General features: G+C 69.8%; 10 protein-coding genes. 7 read left to right on the forward strand and 3 right to left on the reverse strand.

Features of this window, described 5'->3' with window-relative positions; genetic code table 11:
* Positions 1-15 precede the first annotated feature (15 nt).
* The gene (locus tag AB0F15_RS19150; RefSeq protein ID WP_360271597.1) at positions 16-432 is read right to left on the reverse strand and encodes a succinate dehydrogenase hydrophobic membrane anchor subunit; all 417 of its coding nucleotides are present in this window, start codon (positions 430-432) and stop codon (positions 16-18) included.
* A 1-nt stretch (position 433) separates the two neighbouring features.
* Positions 434-877, reverse strand: a complete 444-nt coding sequence (gene sdhC / locus AB0F15_RS19155) for a succinate dehydrogenase, cytochrome b556 subunit (protein ID WP_360271600.1) — start codon at positions 875-877, stop codon at positions 434-436.
* Between the two features lie 394 nt (positions 878-1,271).
* Between sdhC and AB0F15_RS19160 the strand changes: the two genes are divergently transcribed.
* From AB0F15_RS19160 to AB0F15_RS19190, 7 genes are all read left to right on the forward strand, one after another.
* On the forward strand, positions 1,272-3,263 hold the full coding sequence (locus AB0F15_RS19160; protein WP_360271602.1) for an NPCBM/NEW2 domain-containing protein: 1,992 nt from the start codon (positions 1,272-1,274) through the stop codon (positions 3,261-3,263).
* 321 nt (positions 3,264-3,584) lie between these two features.
* Complete coding sequence (locus tag AB0F15_RS19165) at positions 3,585-4,727, forward strand: BMP family ABC transporter substrate-binding protein (RefSeq protein WP_360271605.1); 1,143 nt, start codon at positions 3,585-3,587, stop codon at positions 4,725-4,727.
* A 78-nt stretch (positions 4,728-4,805) separates the two neighbouring features.
* Positions 4,806-6,377, forward strand: a complete 1,572-nt coding sequence (locus AB0F15_RS19170; protein WP_360271608.1) for an ABC transporter ATP-binding protein — start codon at positions 4,806-4,808, stop codon at positions 6,375-6,377.
* Positions 6,374-7,465 carry an ABC transporter permease gene (locus tag AB0F15_RS19175; RefSeq protein WP_360271611.1) on the forward strand — a complete coding sequence of 364 codons (1,092 nt, stop codon included), beginning with the start codon at positions 6,374-6,376 and terminating at the stop codon, positions 7,463-7,465. The genes AB0F15_RS19170 and AB0F15_RS19175 overlap by 4 nt, the downstream gene beginning before the upstream one ends.
* Positions 7,462-8,733, forward strand: a complete 1,272-nt coding sequence (locus AB0F15_RS19180) for an ABC transporter permease (RefSeq protein ID WP_360271614.1) — start codon at positions 7,462-7,464, stop codon at positions 8,731-8,733. The genes AB0F15_RS19175 and AB0F15_RS19180 overlap by 4 nt, the downstream gene beginning before the upstream one ends.
* Positions 8,733-9,122 carry a cytidine deaminase gene (locus AB0F15_RS19185; RefSeq protein WP_360271617.1) on the forward strand — a complete coding sequence of 130 codons (390 nt, stop codon included), beginning with the start codon at positions 8,733-8,735 and terminating at the stop codon, positions 9,120-9,122. The genes AB0F15_RS19180 and AB0F15_RS19185 overlap by 1 nt, the downstream gene beginning before the upstream one ends.
* The gene (locus AB0F15_RS19190) at positions 9,119-10,402 is read left to right on the forward strand and encodes a thymidine phosphorylase (protein WP_360271620.1); all 1,284 of its coding nucleotides are present in this window, start codon (positions 9,119-9,121) and stop codon (positions 10,400-10,402) included. Before AB0F15_RS19185 ends, AB0F15_RS19190 begins: the two co-directional genes overlap by 4 nt.
* Before the next feature lie 222 nt (positions 10,403-10,624).
* Here AB0F15_RS19190 and AB0F15_RS19195 read toward each other — a convergent pair whose 3' ends face one another.
* Positions 10,625-11,749 carry a PA containing protein gene (locus tag AB0F15_RS19195; protein ID WP_360271623.1) on the reverse strand — a complete coding sequence of 375 codons (1,125 nt, stop codon included), beginning with the start codon at positions 11,747-11,749 and terminating at the stop codon, positions 10,625-10,627.
* Between the last annotated feature and the right edge of the window lie 83 nt (positions 11,750-11,832).

Here is an 11,832-nt window from a genome sequence, read left to right on the forward strand (position 1 = left end):
GGGAGGTCTCCGGAGTCAGTTCGCGGGCATGTTCGGGTCGAACGTGAAGATCACCATCGTGCCGACGGCCAGGATCAGCACCATCGAGACGTACAGCAGGATCTTCAGCCAGAACCGCGTGCTGTCCTTGCGGGCGTAGTCGTCGATGATCGTGCGCAGCCCGTTGCCGCCGTGGATCTCGGCGAGCCACAGCATCAGGAGGTCCCAGAACTGCCAGAACGGCGAGGCCCAGCGGCCGGCGACGAAGCCCCAGTTGATCCGGTGCACGCCGCCGTCGAGGATGTTCATGATCAGCAGGTGGCCGAGCACCAGGATGACCAGGACCAGCCCGGAGATCCGCATGAACAGCCAGCTGTAGAGCTCGAAGTTGCTGCGGCGCGCGGCGGGGCGCTTCGGCGAGCGCGGCTTGTCGAGGGCGAGCGACTCGGCCATGTCAGTTACCCCCGAAGAGCGTTTCGACGGTGCGCTTCAGCATGAAGAACGCACCGGGGACCATCACGACGACCCAGACGACGCCGATGACCCACAGCATCGCCTTCTGCAGCTTCGGGCCCTTCGACCAGAAGTCGACCAGCATGACGCGGATGCCGTTGAGCGCGTGGAAGAGCACCGCGCCGACCAGGCCGACCTCCAGGAGGTTGACGATCGGCGTCTTGTAGGTCTCGATGACCTGGTCGTAGGTGTTCGGCGACACGCGCACCAGCGCGGTGTCGAGCACGTGCACGAACAGGAAGAAGAATGTGAGCACGCCGGTGATGCGGTGCAGCACCCAGGACCACATGCCGGGGTCGCCCCGGTAGAAGGTCCCCTGCCGGCGTGAGGCACCCGCCCGATCGCTCGCCTCTGCCTGCGGGGCAGTGCTCGCCGTGGTGGACATCGGTGAACGGCCTCCAACGTCTGACTGTGCGCCCGGTGGCCGGTGAGGTCCGCAGTCGCTGCCGGAGGGGCGGCAATGCCGAAGTCAACGTCATCGAGCCTGGATGATTCGGATGCTAGACCCGCACCCGGACCGTGGCTCACCTCCGGGTTCCCCTCTGTGATGGACCAGACACCGGCATTCCCGCGCCGCCACCCGGCGGTGTGGCGCAGCGCACTCGGCGGCGTGGGGCCGCACTCGGTCCCACTGAGTGGTCATCTGATGTTTGTAGAATCTAATATCTGATGCGCTACGCTGAATGGCTGGTGCGATTCGTGCGTCATTGACCAACTGGGGCCCTATCCCTACCGTCGCTCGAGCAAACATCGGATCTCTCACGATGGGGTGACGTCTGATGAGACGACTCGGCCTGGTGATCGCCGTCGCGGCCCTGCTGCCCGTGGTGTCGGTCACGCCTGCACGAGCACTGCCCGACGGACTGGCGCCGACCCCGCCGATGGGCTTCAACAACTGGAACACCACCGGCTGCGCCGTCGACGAGCGGATCATCCGCGACACCGCCGACATCTTCGTCGACAAAGGACTGAAGGCCGCCGGCTACGAGTACGTCAACGTCGACGACTGCTGGGCCGAGCCGGAGCGCGACGCCGACGGGCGCATGCAGGCGAACAAGGCCCGGTTCCCCAGCGGCATCAAGGCGCTGGCCGACTACGTCCACTCGAAAGGGCTGAAGTTCGGCATCTACACCAGCGCGGGCACGCTGACCTGCGCGAAGACGCAGCCGGGCGCGCTCGACCACGAAGACGTCGACGCACAGACGTTCGCGGACTGGGGTGTCGACTACCTCAAGTACGACAACTGCAACAACCAGGGACGGCCCGCGCTCGAGCGCTACGCGAAGATGCGCGACGCGCTGAAGAAGACCGGCCGCCCGATCGTGTACTCGCTCTGCGAGTGGGGCGAGAACAAGCCGTGGGAGTGGGGCGCCGACGTCGGGCACCTGTGGCGGACCACCGGCGACATCAAGGACAACTGGGCCAAGATGCTCCAGATCCTGAAGGCGAACGCGCCGCTGGCGCCGTACGCCGGGCCGGGGCACTGGAACGATCCCGACATGCTCGAGGTCGGCAACGGCGGGATGACGACCGAGGAGTACCGCGCCCACTTCTCGCTGTGGGCGATGATGGCCGCCCCGCTGCTCATCGGGGCAGACCTGCGCAAGGTGTCGCCGGCGAACTTCGACGTCCTGCGCAACACCGAGGTCATCGCGCTCGACCAGGACCGCCGCGGCGTCCAGGCCCGCGTCCTGTCCAACCAGGACGGACACTGGGTGTTCGCCAAGCCCCTCGCCGGTGGCGACGTGGCGATCGCCCTGTTCAACGAGACGACGTCCGGTGCGACGATCGGCACCACCGCGGCCGCCGCCGGGCTGCCACAGGCCGCCGGGTACACCGCGCGCGACCTCTGGGCGCACCGCGACCTCCAGACGGCGGCCCGCGTCTCCGCGGTCGTCCCGCCGCACGCGACGGTCGTCTACCGGGTCCACGCGGGCGGCTCGTGGTGGCGGAACGCGCCGCTGGTCAGCACCGGCATCGAGCTGGCTTCGCCGGTGCCGGGTGTCCCGGGCGAAATCACGCCGGCCGGGCAGCCCTTCGAGGTCACGGTGTCCGCCACCGACGAGGCTCGCGTTCCGGTGTTCGACCCCCGCGTGACGCTCACCGCGCCCGCCGGCTGGCACGTCGAACAGGTGGCGCGACCGCGGGCCGTCGTGCTCGGCACCGGCGAGCGGGCGGCAGGACGCTGGCGGGTGACTCCGCCGGCCGGGGCCGAAGGCACGACGGCGGTGCTGGGCGGCGGCGTCACCTACCGCGCGCTCGGGTTCGGGCAGGTCACCTGGTCCGGTGAGCAGCAGCTGACCGTGCCGGCGCCGCCGCCCACCGCGCCCGCGTGGGCCAGTGACCTGCGCTGGGCGGCGGAAAAGAACGGGTACGGCCCGGTCGAGCGCGACATGTCCAACGGCAGCGTCCCCGCCGGGGACGGCAAACCGCTGACGATCAACGGCGTCGTCTACCCGAAGGGCCTGGGGGCGCACGCGCCGAGCGAGGTCGTCTTCTTCCTGGGCGGCCGCTGCACGGCGTTCACCGCGGACGTCGGCGTCGACGACGAGCGCGAGGCCACGAACAAGCAGGGCTCGGCGACGTTCGAGGTGTACGCCGACGGCGTGAAGGTGGCCGCCACGGGAATCCGGACGTGGCAGGACCCGGCGGTGCCGCTGGCGGCGGACCTCCACGGGGCCCGTTACCTGCGGCTGGTCGTCACCGACGGCGGCGACGGCAACTCCTACGACCGCAGCGACTGGGCGTCCGCGCGGCTGACGTGCGCCTGAGCGCCGTCCTCCCACAGAGTGACCGGGCCGGCCTTACCGCGGGCCGGCCCGGCACACTGAGTCACACAAAAAGGCCTTTCGGGTGCCTCCCGCCGCCACTGAATCAGCGAAAGCGGCGTCGAGTCGGGGTGATGATCACGTTCGGTGTGCAGTTCGTCGCGCGCGCGACTCGTGAGTAAACGTTTGTGTTACGTAGCGTGCCTTTCCTATGGCGCATTCCGGTCCGCCGGGTACGGTCTGGCGGTCGACCCGGCAGTAGGGCCGGGTCGTGCCCTTGACCATCCGCTGGATCAGCGGGGAGGGAGAAACACGTTGCGTCGCATGCGTGGAACCGCGCTGGCCGCCGTGGCCATGGCCGGGGTGCTCACCCTGGCCGGGTGCGCCAAGGACTCGAGCGGTGGCAGCAGCAACAACAGCGCCGCGCCTTCGTCGGGTGGCTCGGACTGCATCACCGCGCAGAAGCCGCCCGCGGCGCCCGCCGCGGCGAGCAGCTCGGCCGCTGCCGGTGGCAAGGTCGACGGCAGCCAGCTCAAGATCGGCCTGGCCTTCGACGTCGGCGGCCGGGGTGACGCGTCGTTCAACGACGCCGCCGCCGCGGGTACCGACAAGGCGAAGTCCGACCTCGGCGTGACGACGGTCAGCGAGAGCACCGCCAGCGCCAGTGAGGCCGAGTCGGCCAAGCAGCAGCGCCTCGACCAGATGGCCTCCTCGGGCCTGAACCCGATCGTCGCGGTCGGGTTCGCCTACGCGCCGGCGGTCAAGGCCATCGCGGCCAAGTACCCGAACACCAAGTTCGCCATCGTCGACGACGACTCGATCACGCTGCCGAACGTGACCCCGCTGGTCTTCGCCGAGGAGCAGGGTTCGTTCCTGGCCGGCGTCGCCGCCGCGTACAAGAGCAAGGCCTGCCACATCGGCTTCGTGGGTGGCGTCAACACCCCGCTGATCCAGAAGTTCGAGGCCGGCTTCCTGCAGGGCGCGAAGACGGTTTCGAGCAAGATCCAGATCGAGGACCAGTACCTCACCCCGGCCGGTGACTTCTCCGGGTTCCAGGACCCGCCGAAGGGCAACGCGAAGGCCGCGGCCGAGATCGCCAAGGGCGCGGACGTCATCTACCACGCCGCCGGCGCTTCCGGTAAGGGCGTGTTCGACGCCGCCAAGGCGGGCAACGCGCTGGCCATCGGGGTCGACTCCGACCAGTACAACCAGAAGACCGTCGCGGCCGACAAGGACGTCATCATCACGTCCATGCTCAAGCGCGTCGACGTCGCGGTGTTCGACTACATCCAGGCCGTCGCCAAGGGCGACCTGACCGTTCTGCCGAAGCGGTTCGACCTCAAGGTCGACGGCGTCGGCTACGCCACCTCCGGTGGCAAGGTCGACGACATCAAGGACGTCCTGGAGGGCTACAAGGCCCAGATCATCTCGGGCGCCGTCACCGTTTCGGACAAGCCGCAGAAGTAGCTGACCACGCGGACGGGCTCGGAGGGATTGTCCCTCCGAGCCCTCACGTGTTTTGACAGATAGGGAATTCTCCCGCCCATGAGCACAGCCGAGGCCCCGGCCGAGGCCGTCCCCGACCGGGGCGCGCCCGCCGTCCAGCTGACCGGGATCACCAAGCGCTTTCCCGGCGTGGTGGCCAACTCCGACGTCAACCTCACCGTCACCGCCGGCGAGGTGCACGCCATCTGTGGCGAGAACGGCGCCGGCAAGTCCACCCTGATGAAGATTCTCTACGGCATGCAGCCGCCGGACGAGGGCACCATCGCGATCAACGGCGAAGAGGTGAAGCTGCGCAACCCGCAGGACGCCATCCGCGCCGGCATCGGCATGGTGCACCAGCACTTCATGCTCGCCGACAACCTCACCGTCGGCGAGAACGTGTTCCTCGGCGCCGAGGGCCTGCACGGCATCGGCCGCGCCGCCCGCGCGCGGCTGGCCGAGCTCGCCGAACGGACCGGCCTGCACGCGAAGCCGGAGACGCTGCTGGAGGAACTCGGCGTCGCCGACCGCCAGCGCGTCGAGATCGTCAAGGTGCTCTACCGCGGCGCGAAGATCATCATCCTGGACGAGCCGACCGCGGTGCTCGTGCCGCAGGAGGTCGACGCGCTCTTCGCGACGGTCCGGGAGATGACGGCCGGCGGCTACACCTTCCTCTTCATCTCGCACAAGCTCGACGAGGTCCGGGCGATCGCCGACACCGTCACGGTGATCCGGCGCGGGACCACCGTCGGCACGGCCGACCCGAAGACGATCACCTCGCGTCAGCTCGCCGAGATGATGGTCGGCTCGGAGCTGCCCAGCCCGGAGACCCGCGAGTCCACGGTCACCGACCGGGACGTGCTGCGGCTGACCGGGCTGACGCTGGGCGCCGAAGGCTCCGGCCGCAACGCGCTCGACGACGTTTCCTTCACCGTGCACGCGGGAGAGGTGCTCGGCATCGCCGGGGTCGAGGGCAACGGCCAGACCGAGCTCGTCGAAACCGTCATGGGCATGCGCAAGCCGTCGGGCGGCACGATCGAACTGGTCGACGCCGAAGGCAAGGCCCGCGACCTCACCAGGGCGGGCACGCTCGCGCGGCGCGAGGCCGGCATCGGCTACATCGCCGAGGACCGCACGCGGCACAGCCTGCTGCTGACGCAACCGTTGTGGGTCAACCGGATGCTCGGCTACCAGACCCGCGCACCGGTCTCCAAAGGACAGTTGCTCGACATCGCGGGCACGCGCGCGGACACCGAGCGGATCGTGCGGGAGTACGACGTCCGCACGCCGGGCATCGACGTCCCCGCCGCGGCGCTCTCGGGCGGCAACCAGCAGAAGCTGATCGTCGGGCGGGAGCTGTCCGGCGACCCGGTGCTGCTCATCGCGTCGCACCCCACGCGCGGCGTCGACGTCGGGGCGCAGGCGCTGATCTGGGAGAACATCCGCCAGGCCCGCGCGGCCGGGCTGGCCGTGCTGCTGATCTCCGCCGACCTCGACGAGCTGATCGGCCTGTCCGACACGATCCGGGTCATGCTGCGCGGGCGCCTCGTGAGCGAGGCCGACCCCGCCACGGTGACCCCGCAGGAACTGGGCTCGGCGATGACCGGCGCCGGGGAGGGTGAAGAAGAGTGACTTCCTGGCGTACGAAACTGCTGCCGCCGCTGCTGGCGATCGTCTTCGCCGTGCTGCTGTCGGCGATCGCGCTGATCATCTCCGGGGCCGACCCGCTGCAGGCGTACGGCACGATGATCAGCCAGATGTTCAAGGGCTCGACCGCGGTCGACACCGTGAACCTCGCGACCGTGTACTACCTGTCCGGGCTCGCGGTCGCCATCGGCTTCCAGATGAACCTGTTCAACATCGGGGTCGAGGGCCAGTACCGGTTCGCCGCCGTCATCGCGGCCATCGCCGGTGGTGCCCTGAAACTGCCGCCAGTCATCCACGTGCTCGCGATCCTCGTGGTCGCGGTCGTCGCGGGCATGGCCTATGCGGCGGTTCCGGCGATCCTCAAGGTCACCCGCGGGGTCAGCGAGGTCATCTCGACGATCATGCTCAACGCGATCGTCGCCGGGATCATCGCCTTCCTCATCAACGCCGACCAGTTCGGCGTGCAGACCGGCAACAACATCGGCACTCGCGTGATCGAGCCGTCCGGCCGGATCCCGGGCATCCCACTCGGCTCGGGCACGCTGTTCGGGTTCGTGTTCATCGCCGCCGTCATCGGCGGGGCTTACTGGTTCATGCTCAACCGCACCCGGTTCGGTTTCGAGCTCAAGGCGTCCGGCGAGTCCACCACCGCGGCCGCCGCGGGTGGCGTCAGCGCCAAGAAGATGACGCTGATCGCGATGGTGCTCTCCGGGGGCGTCGCCGGCCTGGTCGCCATGCCGGAACTGCTCGGCCGCGACTACAGCTACGGCATCACCGCGACGCAGATGTACGGCTTCACCGGCATCGCGGTCGCGCTGCTCGGCCGCAACCACCCCGGCGGCATCGCGCTCGGCGCACTGCTGTGGGCGTTCCTCGACACCTCGGCGGTGTCGCTGGAGCAGATCAACGTGTCCAAGGAGATCGCGACGATCATGCAGGGCATCATCGTGCTGTCGGTCGTCGTGGCGTACGAGGTCGTGCGCCGGGCCGACCTGGCCGCCGAACAACGCAGGGTCGGGCGGGCACTCGCCGGCCGCAAGGGTTCCTCGGTCGTCGAAGGGGGTGCGGTGTGATCACCGACGTCGCTCCCGAATCCGAATCCGGCTCCGCGACGCCGGTGCGGCGCAAGCGCGGCCGGATCCCCGGCTGGCTCCGCGGGGTCATCTGGGCCGTGGTCGCCATCGCCGTCGTCTCCACGGCGTCCTACTCCACCGGCGTCGCCGCGCTGACGTCGTCGAACACCGCGTCGACGGCGTTGCGCCTGGCTCTCCCGATCCTGCTGTGCGCGCTGGGCGGGCTGTGGGCCGAACGCGCGGGCGTGGTGAACATCGGCCTCGAAGGTATGATGATCCTCGGGACCTGGGGCGCCGCCTGGGGTTCGTACTACGGCGGCGTGTGGTCCGGCCTGCTGGCCGCGCTGGTGTTCGGCGCGCTGGGCGGGCTGCTGCACGCGGTGGCGACGGTGACGTTCAACGTCAACCACATCGTCTCCGGCGTCGCGATCAACCTGCTCGGCCTGGGTGTCACCAAGTACCTGGCGAACCTGATCTTCGCGCCGATCTCGGGCAACCCGCGGCAGTCGCCGGTGGTGCCGAAGTTCGACACCTACTCGGCGTCGTTCCTCTCGGACTGGCTGGGTGGCCTTGAAAAGGAGCAGCGCGTCGGCATCTCCGACGTCGCCGGCATCCTGCGCGGCCTGGTCACCGAGGTGGCGCCGCTGACGATGATCGCCATCGTCCTGGTGCCGGTCAGCTTCTGGGTGCTCTGGCGCACCCGGTTCGGCCTGCGGCTGCGTTCCTGCGGGGAAAACCCGGTGGCGGCCGAGTCGCTCGGCGTCAACGTGTACCTGCACAAGTACGTCGCCGTGATCATCTCGGGCGCGTTCGCCGGGATGGGCGGCGCGTCCCTGGTGCTGCTGCGCGGCGGCGCGGACTACCTGGAGAACCAGACCAACGGCCGCGGGTACATCGGTCTCGCGGCGATGATCTTCGGCAACTGGCGGCCGGGCGGGCTGCTCGGCGGCGCGGCGCTGTTCGGCTACGCGGACGGACTGCAGCTCGCCGGCGGCGGGGAAGCGGTGCTCGCGCTGCTGTACGGCGCGGTGATCCTGCTCGCCGTGATCGTCGTCGTGCAGCTGTTCCGGAAGCAGTGGATCGCGGCCGGGCTCGGCGTCGTCGGCGCGGGCGTCCTGTACCTGATCTACTGGGCCAACGACACGTTGCCGTCGGACCTGATCCCGTACACCGCGCACTTCGTGACGCTGATCGTGCTGGCCGTGGCTTCGCAGCGGCTGCGGCCGCCGAAGGCCGACGGCCAGCCGTACCGGCGAGGGGAAGACTGATGTCCACAGTAGACTGGGACTCGTTGCGCTCCCAGGCCATCGAGGCCGCTTCCCATGCGTACGCGCCTTATTCGGGCCTGCACGTCGGGGTGGCCGGGATCGTCGACGACGGCCGGGTCGTGACCGGGTGCAACGTGGAGAACGCTTCCTACGGGCTCGGTCTGTGCGCGGAGTGCACGATGGCCGGGCAGCTGCGGCTCTCCGGTGGCGGCCGCCTGGTCGCCGTGGCGTGCCGCAGCGGCGCGGGTGACCTGCTGATGCCGTGCGGGCGCTGCCGGCAGATCCTGTTCGAGCTGGGCGGGTCTGCCTGTCTGGTGGACACGCCGCGTGGGGTGCTGCCGATGTCCGACGTCCTGCCGGACGCTTTCGGCCCGGACGACCTGCCGTGAGCGCGATGGCGGCCGTGGATGTGATCCGGACCAAGCGCGACGGCGGCCGGCTGTCCGACGAGCAGATCGACTGGGTCGTCGACGCCTACACCCACGGCGTCGTGGCCGAAGAGCAGATGTCAGCGCTGGCCATGGCGATCTTCCTGAACGGGATGGACGACGGCGAGATCTCCCGCTGGACGCACGCGATGATCGCGTCGGGGGAGCGGCTGTCGCTTTCCGTTTCCCGGCCCACCGTGGACAAGCACTCGACCGGCGGGGTCGGCGACAAGATCACGCTGCCGCTGGCGCCGCTGGTGGCCGCGTGCGGCGCGGCGGTGCCCCAGCTGTCCGGGCGCGGGCTCGGGCACACGGGCGGGACGCTCGACAAGCTGGAGTCGATCCGGGGCTGGCGGGCTTCGCTGTCCACGGCCGAGATCACCGCTCAGCTGGAAGACGTCGGCGCGGTCGTCTGCGCGGCGACGTCCGGCCTGGCGCCGGCGGACAAGAAGCTGTACGCGCTGCGAGACGTCACGTCGACCGTGGAGTCGATCCCGCTGATCGCCAGCTCGATCATGAGCAAGAAGATCGCGGAAGGCGCGTCCGGGCTGGTCCTGGACGTGAAGTTCGGGTCGGGCGCGTTCATGAAGTCGCTCGACCAGGCGCGGGCGCTGGCTTCGACGTTGACCTCGATCGGCGCCGGCCACGGCGTCCCGACGACGGCGTTGCTGACCGACATGAACGTCCCGCTGGGGCGCGCGGTCGGCAACGCGGTGGAGGTCGCGGAGTCGGTCGAGGTCCTGCAGGGTGGCGGCCCGGCCGACGTCGTGTCCCTGACTCTGGCGCTGGCCGGGGAGATGCTGGCGCTGGCCGGTATTTCCACCGACCCCGCCGCCGTGCTGGCTTCGGGCGAGGTGTACGAGACGTGGTGCCGGATGATCTCCGCCCAGGGCGGCGATCCCTCGGCGCCGTTGCCCACGCCGAAGCACGTCCACGTGGTTTCGGCGCCTGCCTCGGGAGTGCTGGCTTCGCTGGATGCGTACGCGGTGGGCGTCGCGGCGTGGCGGCTGGGCGCGGGCCGGGCCCGCAAGGAGGATCCGGTCCAGGCCGCGGCGGGCGTGCTGTGCCTGGCGAAGCCGGGAGACCCGGTCTCCGCGGGCGACCCGCTGCTGGAACTGCACACGGACACCCCCGACGCCGTCCCAGCGGCACTGGAGGCACTGGAAGGCGGCTTCACAATCGCCGCCTCGGCCCCTGCCCAGGGCCCCATCGTCCGGGAGACAATCCGCGCTCAGCCGTGACAACCACCCATCCGAGTGACGTCCGAGCCCATAACCCCCGTGACCGAGCCCGTAACCCACGTGACCGAGCCCGTAACCCGCGTGATTGAGGCCGTAACCCACGTGATCAGAGCCGTCACGGCTCTGATCACGTGAGTTGCGGGTCTGATCACGCGGGTTACGGCTCTGATCACATGACGAGGCCCCGCCGGGTGGTCCGGCGGGGCCTAGTCGTGGGGCTGGTTACTCCGGGGCTTCTTCCGAGCCTTCGCCCGGCTTGCCCTTCGCGTCGGCCGGCTTCGGCGCCCGGCCGTTGCGGGAGCTGCGGCGCGGCTGGCGCGGGGCCGGCGGGGGCGGGGAGATCTGCTGGACCGCCGGGCCGCCGCCGAGCATCAGCTCCGCGAACGTCGCCATCGCCTCGTCGAGCTGGCCGCCGATGCGGCGGACGCTCTCGTCGTTGCTCTTGCGGACCAGCGTGTCCACCGAGTCGGTGTCCGGCTGCTTCGACAGCGTGCCCTCGACCTTCGCCAGGCCGCTCTTGAGCGCGCCGTCGAGGTCGCCGATGCCGGAGAGGAAACCGTCCTCCACCTTGTCGAGGCGGGAGGCCAGGTCGTCCAGGCGGGTGGTGACCGTTTCGAGGCGGTTGCCCAGGTTCTCCAGCCGGTCGGACGCGTCGATCATCTCGCCCGTCTCGGTCAGCGCGACCTTGAGCGCCTCGGTGTTCGCGTCGATCCGCTCGTGCGTCGTGCGGCCCAGCTCGCCGACCCGCTCCTGCGTGACGCGGCTCAGCTCGTCGACCTTGGTGCGCAGCTCGTGGTCGGCGTGGTCGACGCGGTCGCGCAGCGACGCCTCGCTCTGCTCGATCCGCTCGCGGACCGGGCCGATGACCGACTGCGGCAGCGCCTCGATCTTCGCGTCCTGCTTGTCGAGGTGCCCGCCGACCTCGTCGATGCGGCGGTGGATGTTCTGGAGCTTGTCCTCGAGCCCGTCCATCCGGCCGGCGACACCCTCGAAGCGCGCGGCGACGCCGTCGAGGCGGCCGTCGAGCTGGGCGAAGGGCTTGGCGAGCTTGTCGACGATGCTCTCGACGGCGCGGGTCAGCGCGGCGATCGCGTTGTCCTGCGCCTCGAGGCGGGACATCGTCTCGTCGAGGCGCTCGGCCAGGACGCTGACCTCGGTGCGGTCGGGCATCTCGGAGAGCCGCTTGCGGACCGCGCCCAGCGAGTCCACCGGCGCGAGGCGGGCGTAGATGTCGTCGAGCGCGTCGAAGATCTGCTGCTGCTCGCTCTCACGCACTTCGGCCGCGCGCACCAGCATGTTGCGCATCCGGTCGAAGGACGGGGCGGCAATGTGGTTGTCAGTGGTCACTGCTGTGTGTCCTTCGTCGGCGGGGAAATGGAGGGACGTGACACGAAGCTTATCGATTGCGAAATTGCTGTGCGTATGGCCCC

The sequence above is a fragment of the Amycolatopsis sp. NPDC026612 genome (assembly GCF_040638285.1).
Lineage (GTDB): Bacteria > Actinomycetota > Actinomycetes > Mycobacteriales > Pseudonocardiaceae > Amycolatopsis.

Bases quoted from the DNA above. Each gene is read 5' to 3' on its own strand.
- AB0F15_RS19185 (WP_360271617.1), top strand. From the start codon at position 8,733: ATGTCCACAGTAGACTGGGACTCGTTGCGCTCCCAGGCCATCGAGGCC.
- AB0F15_RS19150 (WP_360271597.1), bottom strand. From the start codon at position 432: ATGGCCGAGTCGCTCGCCCTCGACAAGCCGCGCTCGCCGAAGCGCCCC.
- sdhC (WP_360271600.1), bottom strand. From the start codon at position 877: ATGTCCACCACGGCGAGCACTGCCCCGCAGGCAGAGGCGAGCGATCGG.
- AB0F15_RS19170 (WP_360271608.1), top strand. From the start codon at position 4,806: ATGAGCACAGCCGAGGCCCCGGCCGAGGCCGTCCCCGACCGGGGCGCG.
- AB0F15_RS19165 (WP_360271605.1), top strand. From the start codon at position 3,585: ATGCGTGGAACCGCGCTGGCCGCCGTGGCCATGGCCGGGGTGCTCACC.
- AB0F15_RS19160 (WP_360271602.1), top strand. From the start codon at position 1,272: ATGAGACGACTCGGCCTGGTGATCGCCGTCGCGGCCCTGCTGCCCGTG.